The organism is Rhodanobacter sp. C05 (assembly GCF_002001165.1).
Taxonomy (GTDB): Bacteria; Pseudomonadota; Gammaproteobacteria; order Xanthomonadales; family Rhodanobacteraceae; genus Rhodanobacter.
This window is the reverse complement of record NZ_MUNQ01000016.1, coordinates 39,991-56,706: the sequence shown is the minus strand read 5'-3', so window position 1 is coordinate 56,706 and position 16,716 is coordinate 39,991. Positions and strand designations below refer to the sequence as shown.

Genomic DNA, 16,716 nt, shown 5'->3' with positions numbered 1-16,716 from the left:
ATCTGGTTGGGATGCCACTAATTTTTGAGGAGCGATAGCAATGAGCGACAAGACAAACGAACAGAATCCGGAATTGAAAGCCGGCCAGTTCAGAGCGCTGACGGAAGAGGAGATTGCCTCGCTTCCTGGTTCGCCGGGGAACCTTGGCCGCCGTGGTTTCATGAAAATGGGCGCACTGGCGGGTCTTGCCGGCGTCGGTGGCACGCTGCTAGCCGGATGCGGCCGCGCGTCGACGGGCGAACAGCCCGTGTCGAGTAAGGCCCCCGCCCCTGCAGCCACGGGCATGCCGGAGGATCACGTTGCGCCGGGCAAACTGGACGAATACTACGGTTTCTGGAGCGGCGGCCAGTCCGGCGAAATGCGTATTCTGGGCCTGCCGTCGATGCGTGAACTGATGCGCATCCCGGTGTTTAACACCGACTTCGCCATCGGCTGGGGCATCACCAACGAGAGCAAGCGGGTATTAGGCGAGAACTTTCCCCGAGGTGGTGACCTTCATCATCCGCATATGAGTCAGACGAACGGTCATTACGACGGGCGCTACCTGTTCATGAACGACAAAACGGGCTGTCGTATCGCACGCATCCGCTGTGATGTGATGCGCACCGACAAGATCACCAGCATTCCCAATGTAGCGGACGTCCACGGCCTGCGCGTGCAGCGTGAGCCACGCACCGGTTACGTGTTCGCCAACTCGGAATTCAGAGTTCCCAGTCCCAACGACGGCCGTGACCTGGACGATCCGAAGAAATACCAGTGCGTTTTCACGGCGGTGAACGGCGACACCATGGAAGTGGCATGGCAGGTCATCGTCGATGGGAACCTGGACAATACCGATTGCGATTACGACGGCAAATACGTGGCCTCGACCTGCTACAACAGCGAGGGGGCCGTGGATCTTGCAGGCATGATGCAGGGCGAGCGCGACTGGGCCGTCGTGTTCAACATCAAGCGCATAGAGGCGGCAGTCAAGGCCGGCAAATTCAAGACCATCGGCACGTCCAAGGTGCCAGTGGTGGACGGACGCCATGGTTCGGAACTGACCATGTACATCCCGGTCCCGAAGAACCCGCACGGCCTCAATTCCAGCCCGGACGGCAAGTATTTCGCTGCCGCCGGCAAGTTGTCGCCGACGGTCACCCTGATGGCGTGGAGCAAGGTCGACGACTACTTTGCCGGCAAGCTCAAAGATCCGCGTGATGCTGTGGTGGCCGAGCCACAACTGGGCCTAGGGCCATTGCATACGGCTTACGACGGTCGTGGCAATGCGTACACCACGCTGTTCATCGATAGCCAGATCGTAAAATGGAACATCCAGGACGCGATCGACGCCTATGCGGGCAAGAAGGTCAACTACCTGCGCCAGAAGCTCGATGTCGCCTACCAGCCTGGCCACAACCACACGTCGCTGGGCGAAACGCGCGATGCGGATGGCAAGTGGCTGGTATCGCTGAACAAGTTCTCGAAGGATCGTTTCCTGGCGGTCGGCCCACTGCATCCGGACAACGATCAATTGATCGACATTTCCGGCGACCAGATGGTGCTGGTGGCGGATGCACCGGTCTTCTCGGAGCCCCATGATGCCGTGATCATTCCGAGCCGACTCATGGCGGGCAAGATCAAGCGCATTTGGGATCGCAAGGACCCGTTCTTTGCCGAAACCGTCGCCCAGGCGACGAAGCACGGCATCGTTTTGGAGAAGGACAGCAAGGTCATCCGCGAGGGCAAGAAGGTCTTTGTCTACATGACCAGCTCTGCGCCGACGTTCGGTCTGAACAGCTTCACGGTGAAGAAAGGCGACGAAGTGACTGTGGTGGACACAAACATCGACGACATCGAGGATCTGACCCACGGATTCTGTCTCAGCAACTATGGCATCAACATGGAGATCAGCCCGCAGGAGACTTCGTCCGTCACCTTCATCGCTGACAAGCCAGGAGTCTACTGGTACTACTGCACGTTCTTCTGCCATGCGCTGCACTTGGAGATGAGAGGCCGGATGTTGGTGGAAGCGTGATGAACGGCTGGATCCGCCGGAGCCTGTGTTCTGGCGGGTCAGCCTCATCCTCAGCTCGAGGTGTCCGTTGAACTTCCGCAGCCTTTGGCCTCTGCTCTTTCTCCTGCTTGCTGCATCTGGTCTCTGCCTGGCGGCGCAAGCGCCGTATTCCCTTGAGAAGACAATCGCCGAGGCGACGGCGGGGACGGTGGTTAACGTACCCGCGGGTGTTCACCATGTGCACCTGCACCTGAACAAGTCGATATCGCTCGTGGGCAGCCCCGGAGCAGTGCTTGATGGTGATGGTTCAGGCGATGTGATACGCGTGTCAGCATCTCATGTGCGTATCAATGACCTGACGATCCGCCACTCCGGTACGGACCTGACCGCGATGAATGCCGGTATCTACATTGACCGTGCGGTGGATGATGTGGGCGTCTCAAACAACAGGATCGAGAACGTGCTGTTCGGTGTCTATCTGGACGGTGCCAACCATGTGGTGGTTAACGCCAACACCATCGTTGGCGTGCCGCAATTGCGCGTGTCGGATCGGGGTGACGGGATTCACCTGTGGAATGACACCGGGTGCACGATTTCCGGGAATGACGTGAGCAAGACCCGGGACGGCATCTACGTCTACGTTAGCCCGGACAACAAGATCGAAAACAACCGGATCCATGACGTGCGCTACGGCGTCCACTACATGTATTCCAAACGGAATTTGTTAGAGGGAAACATTAGCTCCGGCAACACCGCAGGCTTCGCCTTGATGGCATCCGATCATCTGCGAGTCATCGGCAATCAGGCGTATGACGACATGTCTTACGGGTTCCTGCTCAACTACATCAATTACAGCGAGATTCGCGGCAACGAGGTGCGCAACATCCAGGGACAATTCGATACCGATGGTCAGGTCGTCGACGGTGCCGAGGGCAAGGCAATCTTCGTGTACCTCTCCCAGGGCAATACGATCACGGACAACCTGCTGGAGCGTTCGCGTATCGGCATCCATGTCACCGCAGGTTCTGACCAGAACAATATCTACGGCAATGCCTTCGTCGACAACCAGACCCAGGTCATGTATGTGCAGAACAATTCGGAGGAATGGTCACAGCACCACCGAGGTAATTACTGGAGCAACTATTTGGGCTGGGATCTCAACGGTGATGGCATCGGTGATGTCCCTTACCGGCCTAACGATGGCGTCGATGTACTGCTGTGGAGATATCCGAGCGCACGGGTATTGATGTCGAGCCCCTCGATCCTGCTGATGCGTTATGTGCAGCACGCGTTTCCAGTGTTCACTCCGCCCAGTGTGCAGGACAGCTTTCCTCTGATGAGGATTCCCGAAAACTTGAGAGCGCGAGCAAATGATTAACGCTATTGATATTTCCGCTCTCGGCAAGCAATACAAGGGCGTCGCTGCCTTGGCCGGTGTCTCGGCGACCGTGCCAATGGGTAAGGTGGTTGGTTTGCTGGGCCACAACGGCGCCGGGAAATCGACCCTGATTAAGCTGATCCTGGGACTCATCGCACCGACCAGCGGTCACGTTGAGGTGTTGGGTCAATCCCCATGGGGGAGCAACGCGGTCTCGCTGCGTCGTCGCATCGGCTATCTTCCCGAGAGCGTGGCGTTCTACGGAAACCTCACCGGAAATGAGGTGATCAACTACCTCGCGAGCCTGAAGCGTGCATCGCGGGAACAGGCGAGTAAGCTGCTAGAGCGCGTCGGCATCGCGTATGCCAGGGATCGCCGGGTCTCCACCTATTCCAAGGGAATGAGACAGCGTCTGGGCCTAGCGCAGGCGCTGCTGGCAACTCCCGAACTCGTCGTGCTGGATGAACCCACCGGGGGACTCGATCCGCAGGCTACGCGCGAGCTCTATGACATAGTCGGCGAGTTGCGTGCCGAAGGGCACAGCGTGCTGGTGTCGTCACACGTGCTGGCTGAGCTTGAGCCGCACATCGACAGCGCTCTGATCTTGCGCCAGGGCCAGCTGCTCGCGGCGGGCAGCGTTGGCGATCTTCGCCGGCAGTCAGGGTTGCCCGACATCGTCGTGGTGCAGCTGAAAGACGCTGCCGATCCGGTCGCCTTTGCTCGGGGACTGGATACATTCGCGCTGACACACGATGTGCGGTTCGACGGCCTGTTCGAGATCCAGATCGCCGAAGGGGGCAAGCTGGCCCTGCTGCAACGGCTTGTAACAGACCCTGCTGTCGAGGACATTGTGGTCAAAGAGGCATCGCTGGCGCGCCTGTATGACTATCTTGGCGCAGGCACAAAACAGCAGGGGAAGCAAAAGCCATGAGCAGCATCCTGATCATTGCCAGGAAGGAGTTTCGCGACGACTTCCGCAATCGCTGGACGATTGCCGTGGCGTTGCTGTTCGCCGTGCTGGCCCTAAGCATTGCCTACTTTGGAGGCGCCGCGGCCGGCAAGATAGGCTTTACCTCGTTCGACGCGACTTTGGCCAGCCTGACCACGCTGGCGGCCTTCGTGATTCCGTTGATCGGCCTGTTGATCGCCTATGACATGGTGGTTGGCGAACAGGACAACGGCACTCTGTTACTGGTACTCAGCTACCCGATATCGAGAGTCGAACTGGTCGCAGGCAAGTTCGTGGGTCACTGCTGTGCGCTGGCGACGGCTACCCTGGTGGGGTTCGGCGTGGCGGTGGTGATCATTCAGATCATGCAGCCCGAGGCGCGAACCTCAGGGGCCTGGCTCAACATGGGGAATTTCGTGCTCAGCGCTTCAATGCTCGGGGCAAGCTTCGTCGCATTGGCCAGCGTGATCAGCGTGATCACCCACGACAAGGCGCGTGCGGCAGGCTTGGCCCTGGTGACTTGGTTGGGCACGGTGATCATTTTTGACCTCTGCCTGCTGGCCATCCTGGTCTTCAGCGGCGGCAACGAGTGGGAGCAATCTCTCTTCCCACATTTGCTCTACCTGAATCCGATCGACGTCTTTCGGCTGATCAACCTGACCACGCTCGGATCGGGCAGCGGCAACGAGCTGTTCATGGGAATGACGGCGACCCACGTGTATCGCCCTTGGGTGCTCTACCTGGTCATGTTGCTGTGGATTGTCATTCCGTTTGAGCTGGCGCAGTTTCTGTTTCGTCGAAAGGAGGTATGAAAATGCACACGTCGCGCCCGCGCTGCAAGGGGAAGGGCGGGGCCCTCGAGTTCTTGTTGGTAGCCTTTGTTGTCCTTTCATTGGCTGCTTGTGAGAGCAGGCAAGCGCCAGCACCACAGGTCGCGGTGGACATCCATAAAGGCGATGTCTGCGCGGTCTGTGGGATGTACATCGAGGCCGGCCCCGGGCCGCGTGGGGAGGCCTATGTTCAGGGTGACAAGTTCCCCCTGAAATTCGGCTCAACCCGTGATTTCTTTGCCTATATCCTGCAACCGGAAAACATGACAAGGCTGCAGCATCTGCTGGTGCAAGACAGCGCCCGAATCAATTGGCAGCACCCCTCCAACGAGGCCAATACGTTTGTCGATGCGCGTAAGGCCTACTACGTGGCTTGGCAACCACTGAGTGGCTTGATGGGACCAACGTTTGCATCGTTTGCCTCCAGGCAGGATGCCGAGGCATTCGTTAGCAAGCACGGCGGAGAAGTATTGCGATTTCCCGACGTGACTCCCGAGCTGACCTCGATGCTTGGGTATAGCTGCCCGACTCAAGGCTCACCGGAATTTGCCTTGGCCAAAGCTTGTATTAGGCCACCTCATTCTGCTGATTCGCCGTGGGCTAAGCAGGAAGAACTCCCTGATCTGCTGCGCATGTCGAACTCTGCTCCGCATGAGATTGATTCAGGGCAGCGAAAGAGGCAGCTCCCTCTGCTTGACGGGAAATCGCACTGACATAGAAGGTACCTCTGTTGCGTGCGAACGCTAGGCTGATGCAATGGCGGCAGTATTCTGCCTGGTTACCGTCGGCTCGCTGACGTCAAATGCCTATTAGATTGGCGAGTGGCCTATTCGCGAATTCTTTCAATCTTGAACATTTGGCATCGAATCATCCTTGTAGTCGTGGTTGTGTTGGTTTTTGATGCAAGCAAGTTGAGCCGTATGGGCCGGATTTGGGGTCAGCTATTCGGAGGCTTAAGAAAAACATGAATGGTGAGGAAGGGCGGGATCTTGGGGCGCAAGACCAGTTGGCGGCATAGGCTCTGTCTGAAAGCAGTGTTGGACAAGACAATCGTGGAAGCATCAGCAAGCCTTAGGGGTGTCTGATGTTTGTTGCCAATATTGGCAAACTGATTTTTCTTGTGTTGATTGCGCTGATCGTTCTTGGCCCCGAAAGCGGCCCATCGCAGCGCACGCCGTAGGTGAGGCTATGCGTCGAACGCGGGCGGCTGGAATAGCGTTCGTGCCGAGCCCTGGTGAACCTATTCTAACGAAGCTTCGCCGTACGTTACGCGGATGCAGTTCGAGAAGCACCGGCAAGCCGATCCGACCAAACAAGCCGCCACTGATCACGATTATGAGGTGGAAAATTTAGGAGCAAGGTCAACCAGCAGCAGACCCTAGAGGTACTCGATTCAGCGAAAGTCACTTGGGATCGTTGACCACATCGAGTGCACGTTTGGTCAAGCGGTGTGTTCGCTAGCGACAGTCAGGCGAATCTGACGATCTTCACGCAAGTGAGATGCCGTCGTCAGTCGGTATCGCACAAGTTGCGCTGCGGTTGAAATTCCAAAGATATTGCTGTGGTTTGATCTGCATCAATGGGACTACGCCCTGTGTGGACCAGGATATGCACATTCTCTGAGATGTGCGATGAGCAGTGAAAATGTGAAAATTCACGTCATAGGCCATAGTGTGCTGACAGCGTTGGGTTGGGTTCCGCTCGAGCTATCTCGTGTGGATCGCGCGCGTGCGGATTTGCTCACTCAGCAGAAAGGTAAGGTCACGGTCGAATATTGCGATCTGACTTCTGGCAGGACATGCGAGAGGCTCCTATGAGCGCAGCACAGCCGTTCTCGGCATTGGAGTCACGCGACCACACGCTGGATGCTTGCTTTCTTGGTCCCTATGGTGAGAACGACGCACTTCTGGAAAGGTTGATCGTCGAGTTCCTGCGCGACCACGTGTATTGGCGGCGCAATTTTCATCCGGAGGATCCACCGGCTATTGCCACCGGCGCAGCCCAACACCCCGACTACCTCGCTTTTGAATCGCGCATGCGTCGCGAGCTCCATCTTTTGTCCGCGGCACTGAAGAAATCAGTGCCGTTCCACAGCCCTCGTTACATCGGGCATATGGCTTCGGACCTTCTGTTACCAGGGCTGGCAGCACAGATACTGACGCTGCCGTACAACCCCAATAACGTCAGCGAGGACGCTGCGCCGGTCACGGTTGATATGGAGGTGCAGGTTGGACTTCAACTGGCACGCATGCTCGGTTATCCGCACGATCCGGTGCAGCCGGCCTGTGCCTTCGGGCATCTGACCTCGGGCGGTACGTTGGCGAACTACCAGGCGCTGCGACTCGCACTTGCGCTAAAGGCATTCCCGGTTGCGCTTCGTGCGGCGCGTGTGCCGCAACTTGAATTGCCACCAGATGATTGGAGCGCCTTCAATCTTTCTCATGCTGATGGCATCGCAGTTCTGGAAGCGTGGCAAACCTGGCTGGCGGCGCAGCCGCCGACCGAGCGGGCGCACTGGCTGAAACGAGTGGACGATGAGCGCGTCGAACAACGCGGTCTGGTCGGCTTCTTCGCCGCGCACCCGCAGCTGCGCGTGCCACTAGTGCTGGCGCCGGTAACCGCGCACTACTCATGGAGCAAGGGGCTGAAGCTCCTAGGCCTCGGGCGCGACCAATTGGAGCTTCTGCCGACCCGAGGCATGCGGTTGGATCCTTCTGCATTGCGGGGCACCCTGGAACGCTGCGTCCGCATCCGGCAGCCGGTGCTGATGTGCGTGGCAGTGTTAGGCAGCACAGAGTACGGCACGATTGATCCGATAGATGAGGTTCTAGCTGCACGCACGGAAGCTCAAGCACATGGGCTCGGCTTTTCGGTACATGTGGATGCAGCTTGGGGTGGCTACTTGGCCACGTTGTTCCGTAACGAGAATGGCACCCTGCGCGGGCGAGAAGAGGTAGCCACTGAGTACGTACAGTTCCCAACGCCAGCGGTGCATGCGGCATTTGCCGCACTGGGCGACACTGACTCGGCTACAGTAGATCCGCACAAGCTTGGTTACTTACCCTACGGCACGGGCGCCTTCATTTGCCGTGACCATCGCGCGATGGCGTTGCTGGCCGAGCGCGCTGACTACGTGTTCCATACCAGCACGCCCAGCGACTACCTGGCTCGTTACCGTAGCCTCGGCCAGTTCATTCCAGAAGGTTCCAAGGCTGGCGCGGCGGCGGCCGCGGCGTATGTGACCCACAAGGTACTGCCGCTGGATCACCGCCATTTCGGCCGCTTGCCGCGCGCCACCATACGTGCCGCCGAGGCGTTCTACGCACGTGCGCAGCGGTTTGCACTGGATCTGGCTGACTGCGTGCACGCGCTGGTGCCGTTCGCGCCGGACAGTAACTTGGTCTGTCTTGCGCTCAATCCGCGCGGCAACACATCGCTGGCTGGTGCCAATGCATTCGTCGGTGCGCTGCACGACACCTTGCGCTGTGATCCAGGCCAGCCGCTGCAATTGAAGGAATTCTTCGGCTCGGTAACCAGTCTGCGGCCGGAGGAGCTGGGGCTGGTGGAGACGGCACGCATTCTCAATGCCTTGGGGTTGGATCTGGCTACTCTCAATCATGACGGCGAAAACAGACGCCTGCTGATACTGCGTCATACGCTGATGAACCCGTACCTGATCGATCATGAGAACGGCATCAGTTATATCGATCGCTACTTTGAATTCCTCGGCCGGCGCGTGCAGTCGCTGACCGTTACTGACGCCTCTCGCCCGACGTTGATCAGGAAGGCGGGCATTGGATAGGATCCTGAAATTGGTCAATCCACAACGCGAGTTCGAACGATGCTGGGTGCACAACGCGCTGGCGAAGCTGGCGCAGGAGTCGGCCCGCTCGGCCGACACGCATCTACTCAAGCTTAACTTCCCCGGCTTTCACGGAATCGACTTCTACTTTAAGGACGAAGCCGCGCACCCCTCCGGTAGCCTCAAGCACCGGTTGGCACGCTCGCTGTTCCTGTACGCACTGTGCAATGGCCGACTGTGCGAAGGGCAAACCGTGGTCGATGCCTCCTCTGGCAGCACTGCAATTTCGGAAGCATGGTTCGCGCGATTGCTTGGACTACCGTTCATCGCAGTGATGCCAGAGGGTACTGCGCCAGGCAAGATCCGCGACGTGCATGCGCTCGGAGGCGAGTGCGACCTCGTCAATGACCCGTCGCAGGTACATGAGCGGGCGATTGCGCACGCGAAGCGCGGCGCCTGTCATCTTGACCAGTTCGGCCTGGCCGAGCGGGCTACCGACTGGCGTGGCAACAACAATATCGCAGAATCGATCATCGGCCAGCTCGTTTTGGAGCCCAGACCGGTGCCAGCGTGGATCGTCTGTGGTGCCGGAACTGGTGGTACCTCCGCCACCATCGGGCGCTACCTGCGCTACCGTCGGCTCTATACGCAGCTGTGCGTAGCCGAGCCGACGGGCAGTGGCTTTGTGCATGGCTGGCGCAGCCGGGATCCCAACGTCAGGGCAAGCCAGCCGACGTTGATCGAAGGCATTGGCCGGCCACGGGTAGAGCCAGGATTTTTGTTTGATTTGGTCGATCGGGTGATCGAGGTACCCGATGCCGCCTCGATCGCCGCCGCTTGGCTTCTGGAGGAGCTGTTTGGCCATCGCTACGGAGGCTCGTCCGGTACAAATTTGGTTGCTTGCCTGAAGCTTGCCGCATCGATGAGGGCCCACGGCGAACATGGCAGCATTGTCAGCCTGCTGTGCGACCGTGGTGAACGTTACGCGCAGACGCTGTTCGATCGAAAGTGGCTGGCCGCACGTGGTATCGATATTTCGACGTGGGACGCCGCACTGCGCTCTACCCTGCAAGATGGCCGCTGGCGCATCCCGGGCAATGGCGCGATATGAAACGCAATCAATACGTCTACATGCTGCCTGCCGTCATATGCCGCCGCGCCGATTCGAGAAAGCCGACATGTCGTTAGCCAACTTAGGCTTTGGCCGCTTCGGCAGGACCCTGTGCGATCTGCTCATCTACGATGTGCAGGATGGGCGTGCCTATGATTCCTGTATGGCGCTGCCTGCTAGGCCTGCCGAGGCCTCCGCAGCCGAGGAGGAGCGCGTGCGCTTGCTGGCCGAGCTGGAATTGATCCATCAGCAACTCATAGATCATGCCAGTGATGAGAGTCTGGCCATTCCCCAGCCACCGCAGGCATCGCCGTGAGCTTTCACAACCTGCGTAGCTTTCTCTCGCGACTGGAGGGAGATCGACAGCTAATCCGTGTGAATGAAGCGATTGATCCGTACCTGGAATCAACCGCGCTTAGCGAGCGCGCACTACGCGAAGGTGGCCCGGCATTGTTGATGGAGCGGCCGCTGGGTGCTTCGCACGCGCTGCTTGGCAATCTGTTTGGCCATCGCTCAAGGATCGAGACAGCGTTGGCCGGAAGGCCATTAGCATCCCTGCGTGAATTGGGGCAGCTTCTGGCTTCGATCAAGGAGCCGCGCTGGCCATCCAGTCTGCGCCAAGCCCTGGCGACATGGCCGGAGCTGGCGCAACTAGCCCACGTCGCACCTCAGTACGTGCATGAGGCTGCCTTCGAGTACGAAGGTGTAGAAGGCGGCGACATCGACCTCTCGCGCCTGCCAATCCAGCATTGCTGGCCCGGGGATGCAGGGAAGCTGATCACGTTCGGCCTAGTGGTCACCCGTGGCACGCGCAAGGCACGGCAGAATGTGGCGATCTACCGGCAGCAGGCGATCGGAACGAATCGAGTAATCATGCGTTGGCTGCCGCATCGTGGGGGTGCGCTGGACTATGCCGACTGGGTTGCCTCGCATCCGGAGCGCCCATTCCCTGTGCTGGTGGCGGTCGGGGCTGATCCGGCGACAATGCTGGCGGCGGTGGCGCCGGTGCCAGACACGTTGTCTGAATTCGAATTCGCCGGTTTGCTACGTGGCCAGCGCACCCGCGTATGGCGCAGCGAGCTGACCGGCCTTGATGCGCCGGCCGGTGCCGAAATACTGTTGGAGGGTTTCATCTACCCGGGCGACACCGCGTTGGAGGGGCCGTTCGGTGACCACACGGGCTACTACAACGCGCAAGATCACTTTCCCGTATTCACGATCGAACGCATGCGCTTGCGCCGGGACGCGATCTACCATGGTAGTTATATGGGACGCGCGCCGTACGATGAGCCATCTGTGCTATCGATGGCGTTGAACGATATCTTCGTGCCGATTCTGCAGAAGGTATTTCCGGAGATCGTCGATTTCTTCCTGCCGCCGGAAGCATGTTCCTATCGCATCGCGGTGGTCAGCATCCGCAAACAGTACGCTGGTCACGCACGGCGAGTGATGATGGGCGTGTGGTCCTATCTGCGCCAGTTTACGTATACCAAGTTCGTGATCATCACTGACGACGACATCGACGTACGCGACTGGTCGGCCGTGATCTGGGCAATTTCCACCCGTGTCGATCCAGCACGCGACACGATGCTGGTCGAGAATACTCCGATCGACTATCTGGATTTTTCGAGCCCTTCCGCCGGCATCGGCTCGAAACTCGGTCTCGATGCGACCAACAAATGGCCGTCCGAAACGGTGCGTACATGGAGTAGGCCGATCGTGCCGGATGCCGCCGTTGCACAGCGCATTGACGTGATGTGGGCCGCAATGCAGGCCACCCGCGTGGCCGGTTAGGCGTCGCAGGCTTCCAGCTCAAGGGCTCGCAGTGGGCGTAGCGGTCCGCGAGCTCGACCTGCATTGTGCGGTAGGGTGCTTCCACTGGCCATGGCGGAGTGCCAACCATGCCCACTGTGAAAGTACCGACTGTGCCGAACCGCAGCGATGTCGGCGAGCATGAGTTTCACCAAGCCAACTACCCTATCTGATGACCATGCCCGATTTGACGCACATCAAGGCAACTGCTACCTGCACGCGCCATGATGCGGTCTGTTCGATTTCCCAAGGTGCGTGCGTATGCAACTGGTCTGTCCCGCAGGCAATTTGCCGGCATTGCAGGCGGCAATTGATGCCGGTGCGGATGCGGTCTACGCGGGCTTTCGCGATCAGACCAACGCGCGTGCCTTCCCTGGTCTCAATTTTAGTGACGAAGAGCTGAGTGCAGGGATCGACTACGCGCATGCGCGTAGTCGCAAGGTCTATCTGGCGCTCAACACCTATCCAGATAGCGTACGGCTGGCGCACTGGCAGGCGGCTGTGGACAAGGCGGCGGAATTTGGTTGCGATGCGATCATTGCGGCTGAGATGGCGGTGCTCGACTACGCCACACGTACCCATCCAGGGCTGGCGCGACATCTATCGGTGCAGGGTTCGGCTACCACTGCGCCCGCGTTGCACTACATGTACGAGCGCTTTGGCATCAGTCGTGCCGTATTGCCACGGGTACTTTCTATCCAGCAGGTGGAGCGACTGTGCATGAATTCGCCGGTGCCTTTGGAAGTCTTCGGATTCGGCAGTCTATGCATCATGGTTGAGGGGCGCTGTCAGCTGTCGAGCTATGTCACTGGTGCTTCGCCGAACCGTCACGGCGTGTGTTCGCCGGCCAGCTTTGTACGCTGGGAGGAGGAGCAAGACGGCCGACGCAGTGTCCGCCTGAACAAGGTGCTGATTGACCGATTTGAGCCCGCGGAGCCAGCGGGCTACCCCACAGTGTGCAAAGGACGCTTTGACGTCGGCGGTGAGGTATTTCACGCACTTGAGGAGCCGACCAGTCTCAATACCTTGGAGTTGCTTCCTCGGCTCGCTCAGGCAGGGGTGACGGCTCTGAAGATCGAGGGCCGCCAACGCGGTGTGGCCTACGTGAGTTCGGTCACTCGCACTTGGCGTGATGCACTGGATCGTTACCACAGATCACCGCAGGACTGGCAGCTGCAAGCGGACTGGCAACGCTCGCTGTCAGCACATGCCGAGGGTCACCAGACCACGCTCGGCCCCTATCACCGTCATTGGCACTGAACCGATGAATACGATGAAACTAAGCTTGGGACCATTACAGTATTTTTGGCCCCGCGAGCGCACTTTGGCCTTTTACCGTGAGGCAGCGCAATGGCCCATTGATATCATCTATCTCGGTGAGACCGTATGTAGCAAACGGCGAGAGATGAGCACTGGGGGCTGGATCGCACTGGCTGCGGAACTTAGCGAGAGCGGTAAGCAAGTCGTGTTGTCATCATTGGCACTGATCGAAGCCGAATCTGAACTCGGCGCACTAAAACGGTTGGTCAGTGACGGTAACTGCTGGATCGAGGCGAACGATCTCTCCGCAGTGCAGTTGTGCCGCGAGCGTGGCGTGCCCTTCGTTGCCGGTCCATCGCTCAATGTCTACAACCATCGAGCACTCGCATTACTGATGGAAGATGGTCTGCATCGCTGGGTTCCTGGCGTGGAGCAGGGCGAAGTGCTGTTGCGTGAGCTTCGCGCGGCGATGCTCGCTGAGAACCTCACGATGCCGGAACTTGAGGTGATAGCGTTTGGTCGACTGCCACTGGCTTACTCAGCGCGCTGCTTCACCGCGCGTGCCCTAGATGTTGGCAAAGATCAATGCGATTTTCGTTGTATTGAATACCCCGATGGCATGCCGCTTGCCACTCGCGAGGGTAGACCGTTCCTACGCATCAACGGCATCCAGATCCAGGGCGAGGAAGTCACCGATCTCGGTCCCCAGTTGCCTGCACTTCGCGAACTTGGCGTCGACGTGCTTCGTTTATATCCGCAAGTTAGTGGCATGGCCGATGTCGTGGCGCACTTTCACCTTGCGCGTCGCTCGCCAGTGGCGCCGCCGCGGATCGGTATACGCAACGGCTACTGGCACGGCGAGCCGGGAATGCAGATGCTCCACACCGCTGTCTGAGGGCAGCGGTGTGGGCAGGCGCAATCTTCTCGTCGATCAAAACGCGTAAAGCAGCACTGCAAAGAAATGGCATGTTGTGCCGGCAAGGACAAACAGATGCCAGATGAAATGGCTGTATCGAATCCTACCGTCTAGCACGAAGAACACCACGCCCAGGGTATAAGCCAAACCGCCAGCTCCGAGCCAAAGCAGTCCATTTGCCGACATGTGTAGCCACAGCGGCCGGATGGCGATCATCACCACCCATCCCATGGCGACGTACATAAGGGTGGACACGCGTGGAAATCGCGGACCTACCATGGCCTTGAACACCAGCCCCGCCAGAGCCAGGCTCCAGATTACGCCGAGCATGGTCCAACCCCAGCCTCCGTGAAGCACGCCCAAGGTGATTGGCGTATAGGTTCCAGCGATCAGCAAATAGATGGCTGCGTGATCCAGCGCTCGGAAGATGGCCTTGAGCCGTTGGTGTGAGATTGCGTGGTAGAGGGTTGAAGCAAGATAGAGCAGGACGGCGCTGCTGCCGAATATCGCCGCTCCCACGATCGCCGAGATGCCACCCACGTGCTGCGCATGAATGACCAGGATGGGTAGGGCGGCGATAGCCAGCAACAAGCCAAATCCGTGACTGAGACTGTTGGCGATTTCCTCGCCGAGGGTTTGGTGCCGCGTGATGGCGCTGACTGACGTTCGTGGCATGTGATATTGGCCCTTGCTATGAATTTCAAAATGAATCTATTTGTGCGGCACGGAAGGGACAGATCTGATATCAGAGTCCCTGTCATCAGCCGGGTTTGGAGCGCAGCTCATCGGCTCGACTGAGCTGCCGCCACCGTAGCGATCGCCAGATTTCAGCAAATGCAAATGGTAGGGATAGTCTTGCAAGGGGTGACACGTGGGTGCCCCCGCCCAGGCAGCTGATAGCTGTCAAACCCGCGCAAATACCAAGCTAGCGTTGGTGCCACCGAAGCCGAAGCTGTTGGACATCACGGTGTTCAACGTCGCCTGACGCGTCTCTCGCAGGATGGGAAATCCCTCGACGCGCGGATCAAGCTCGACGATGTTGGCGGACCCTGCCATAAAGCCATCCCTGAGCATCAATAGGCTGTAAATTGCCTCATGCACGCTCGCCGCGCCGAGCGAGTGCCCCGTCAAAGCCTTGGTTGAGGAGATTGCCGGTACGGATTCTCCGAATACCTCGCGGACAGCCCTCAATTCCACAATGTCGCCCATCTGGGTGGCGGTGCCGTGGGTGTTGAGGTAGTCGATTGGCAACGTCACGCCCTGCATTGCCATCCTCATGCAACGCACTGCGCCTTCGCCTGATGGCGACACCATATCGGCTCCGTCCGAGGTCACCCCATAGCCGACCAGTTCGGCATGGATGCATGCTCCCCGCGCCTTTGCATGCTCGTATTCCTCCAGCACCAGCATGCCGCCACCGCTGGCGATGACGAAGCCGTCGCGACCCGCATCGTAGGGGCGCGATGCGGTTTGCGGCTCGTCGTTATAGTTACTGGACAAAGCGCCCATCGCATCGAACTGCGCGGTCATACCCCAGTTCAGTTCTTCGCCGCCACCAGCAAACATTACATCCTGCGCACCATGACGGATCAGGTCTGCTGCCGCGCCAATGCAATGGCCCGAGGTGGCACATGCCGCGGCGATCGAGTAGCTCAGGCCGAGAATGCCGAAAGCGGTGGCGAGTGTTGCTGACACTGTGGAACACATCGTGCGGGGTACCATGTATGGACCGATCTTACGTACACCCTTCTCGCGCAGAAGGTCAGCAGTCTCAATCTGCCACTGTGCTGAGCCACCGCCGGAGCCGGCGATCACACCGCTGCGCGGATGGCATATCTGTTCGATGGCAAGACCAGCATCGGCAATGGCCGCTCGCATCGCCACGTACGCATTGGCCGCTGCATCACCCATGAAGCGTTTCAACTTACGGTCTATCACCGCATTGAGATCGATCTGCGGCACGCCGGCGATTTGGCTGCGTAAGCCGCGAACGGCATATTCTGGAACGGCGCGAATTCCGCTGCGTGCTTCGCTCAGTGCGCAAGAGACAGCATCCGCGGCGTTGCCAAGGCAAGACACGATGCCCATGCCGGTTACCACTACGCGGCGCATCAGAAGCCCTCCGTCGACTGGAACAGGCCAACTCGCATGTCGGTGGCTACGTATATAAGCCGGTCATCGACATACGTTTTGCCATCTGCAATCACCATGGACAGCTTTCCACGTAGCACTCGGCGGATATCGATCTCATAGCGGATTAACTTTGCACTCGGCAATACCTGTCCGGAAAACTTCACTTGGCCCACGCCAAGCGCCCGACCGCGACCGGGCTCACCCAGCCATGGCAGGAAGAACCCACTGAGTTGCCACATCGCGTCCAAGCCAAGACAGCCTGGCATCACAGGGTCACCGTCGAAATGGCAGCCGAAAAACCACAGGTCAGGCCGGACATCCAGCTCTGCAAGGATGACGCCCTTGCCGGAAGCGCCACCATGTTCATCAATACGGGTGATGCGGTCGAACATCAGCATGGGTGGCGACGGTAGACGAGCGTTGCCGGGACCAAAAAATTCACCGCGGGCACAGGCAAGCAGTTGAGCGTAGTCGAACGAAGAAGGTCGGTTCATGGCCATGTTTGCAGAGGAAGACCTAACCAGTCTGC

General features: G+C 58.9%; 14 protein-coding genes. 11 read left to right on the top strand and 3 right to left on the bottom strand.

The genetic code is table 11. The annotated features are described in order from the left end of the window. Positions 1-40 precede the first annotated feature (40 nt). The 11 genes from nosZ (at position 41) to B0E51_RS13500 (ending at position 14,033) form a co-directional block, all read left to right on the top strand. On the top strand, positions 41-2,017 hold the full coding sequence (gene nosZ, locus B0E51_RS13550) for a TAT-dependent nitrous-oxide reductase (RefSeq protein ID WP_077445419.1): 1,977 nt from the start codon (positions 41-43) through the stop codon (positions 2,015-2,017). Positions 2,018-2,084: 67 nt separating this feature from the next. Then, positions 2,085-3,374 (top strand): nitrous oxide reductase family maturation protein NosD, encoded by a 1,290-nt coding sequence (locus tag B0E51_RS13545; RefSeq protein WP_077445417.1) that lies wholly within the window; start codon positions 2,085-2,087, stop codon positions 3,372-3,374. Further along, positions 3,367-4,305, top strand: a complete 939-nt coding sequence (locus B0E51_RS13540; protein ID WP_077439590.1) for an ABC transporter ATP-binding protein — start codon at positions 3,367-3,369, stop codon at positions 4,303-4,305. The genes B0E51_RS13545 and B0E51_RS13540 overlap by 8 nt, the downstream gene beginning before the upstream one ends. After that, complete coding sequence (locus B0E51_RS13535) at positions 4,302-5,135, top strand: ABC transporter permease subunit (protein WP_077439591.1); 834 nt, start codon at positions 4,302-4,304, stop codon at positions 5,133-5,135. Before B0E51_RS13540 ends, B0E51_RS13535 begins: the two co-directional genes overlap by 4 nt. A 2-nt stretch (positions 5,136-5,137) precedes the next feature. Next, on the top strand, positions 5,138-5,866 hold the full coding sequence (locus B0E51_RS13530) for a nitrous oxide reductase accessory protein NosL (protein WP_139350355.1): 729 nt from the start codon (positions 5,138-5,140) through the stop codon (positions 5,864-5,866). Positions 5,867-6,966: 1,100 nt separating this feature from the next. After that, the gene (locus B0E51_RS13525; protein WP_077445415.1) at positions 6,967-8,955 is read left to right on the top strand and encodes a pyridoxal-dependent decarboxylase; all 1,989 of its coding nucleotides are present in this window, start codon (positions 6,967-6,969) and stop codon (positions 8,953-8,955) included. After that, positions 8,948-10,066, top strand: coding sequence for a PLP-dependent cysteine synthase family protein (locus tag B0E51_RS13520; protein ID WP_077439594.1), 1,119 nt, complete (start codon positions 8,948-8,950; stop codon positions 10,064-10,066). The genes B0E51_RS13525 and B0E51_RS13520 overlap by 8 nt, the downstream gene beginning before the upstream one ends. Before the next feature lie 67 nt (positions 10,067-10,133). Beyond that, the gene (locus B0E51_RS13515) at positions 10,134-10,382 is read left to right on the top strand and encodes a hypothetical protein (protein WP_139350364.1); all 249 of its coding nucleotides are present in this window, start codon (positions 10,134-10,136) and stop codon (positions 10,380-10,382) included. Continuing rightward, complete coding sequence (locus B0E51_RS13510) at positions 10,379-11,860, top strand: UbiD family decarboxylase (RefSeq protein WP_077439596.1); 1,482 nt, start codon at positions 10,379-10,381, stop codon at positions 11,858-11,860. Before B0E51_RS13515 ends, B0E51_RS13510 begins: the two co-directional genes overlap by 4 nt. 279 nt (positions 11,861-12,139) lie before the next feature. Continuing rightward, entirely contained in the window at positions 12,140-13,138 is a 999-nt protein-coding gene (locus tag B0E51_RS13505) for a peptidase U32 family protein (RefSeq protein ID WP_077445413.1), read from the top strand. A 4-nt stretch (positions 13,139-13,142) separates the two neighbouring features. Continuing rightward, the gene (locus B0E51_RS13500) at positions 13,143-14,033 is read left to right on the top strand and encodes a U32 family peptidase (protein WP_077439598.1); all 891 of its coding nucleotides are present in this window, start codon (positions 13,143-13,145) and stop codon (positions 14,031-14,033) included. Positions 14,034-14,069: 36 nt separating this feature from the next. Here B0E51_RS13500 and B0E51_RS13495 read toward each other — a convergent pair whose 3' ends face one another. The 3 genes from B0E51_RS13495 to fabA form a co-directional block, all read right to left on the bottom strand. After that, positions 14,070-14,729, bottom strand: a complete 660-nt coding sequence (locus B0E51_RS13495) for a hemolysin III family protein (RefSeq protein ID WP_077439599.1) — start codon at positions 14,727-14,729, stop codon at positions 14,070-14,072. A gap of 228 nt (positions 14,730-14,957) precedes the next feature. Next, the gene (gene fabB / locus B0E51_RS13490) at positions 14,958-16,166 is read right to left on the bottom strand and encodes a beta-ketoacyl-ACP synthase I (protein ID WP_077439600.1); all 1,209 of its coding nucleotides are present in this window, start codon (positions 16,164-16,166) and stop codon (positions 14,958-14,960) included. Further along, complete coding sequence (gene fabA, locus B0E51_RS13485) at positions 16,166-16,681, bottom strand: 3-hydroxyacyl-[acyl-carrier-protein] dehydratase FabA (RefSeq protein WP_077445554.1); 516 nt, start codon at positions 16,679-16,681, stop codon at positions 16,166-16,168. The genes fabB and fabA overlap by 1 nt, the downstream gene beginning before the upstream one ends. Positions 16,682-16,716 lie beyond the last annotated feature (35 nt).

Excerpts from the sequence above, each read along its gene's own strand:
- fabB (WP_077439600.1), bottom strand. The coding sequence starts at position 16,166 with ATGCGCCGCGTAGTGGTAACCGGCATGGGCATCGTGTCTTGCCTTGGC.
- B0E51_RS13525 (WP_077445415.1), top strand. The coding sequence starts at position 6,967 with ATGAGCGCAGCACAGCCGTTCTCGGCATTGGAGTCACGCGACCACACG.
- B0E51_RS13495 (WP_077439599.1), bottom strand. The coding sequence starts at position 14,729 with ATGCCACGAACGTCAGTCAGCGCCATCACGCGGCACCAAACCCTCGGC.
- B0E51_RS13535 (WP_077439591.1), top strand. The coding sequence starts at position 4,302 with ATGAGCAGCATCCTGATCATTGCCAGGAAGGAGTTTCGCGACGACTTC.
- nosZ (WP_077445419.1), top strand. The coding sequence starts at position 41 with ATGAGCGACAAGACAAACGAACAGAATCCGGAATTGAAAGCCGGCCAG.
- B0E51_RS13540 (WP_077439590.1), top strand. The coding sequence starts at position 3,367 with ATGATTAACGCTATTGATATTTCCGCTCTCGGCAAGCAATACAAGGGC.
- B0E51_RS13515 (WP_139350364.1), top strand. The coding sequence starts at position 10,134 with ATGTCGTTAGCCAACTTAGGCTTTGGCCGCTTCGGCAGGACCCTGTGC.
- B0E51_RS13500 (WP_077439598.1), top strand. The coding sequence starts at position 13,143 with ATGAATACGATGAAACTAAGCTTGGGACCATTACAGTATTTTTGGCCC.
- fabA (WP_077445554.1), bottom strand. The coding sequence starts at position 16,681 with ATGAACCGACCTTCTTCGTTCGACTACGCTCAACTGCTTGCCTGTGCC.
- B0E51_RS13505 (WP_077445413.1), top strand. The coding sequence starts at position 12,140 with ATGCAACTGGTCTGTCCCGCAGGCAATTTGCCGGCATTGCAGGCGGCA.
- B0E51_RS13530 (WP_139350355.1), top strand. The coding sequence starts at position 5,138 with ATGCACACGTCGCGCCCGCGCTGCAAGGGGAAGGGCGGGGCCCTCGAG.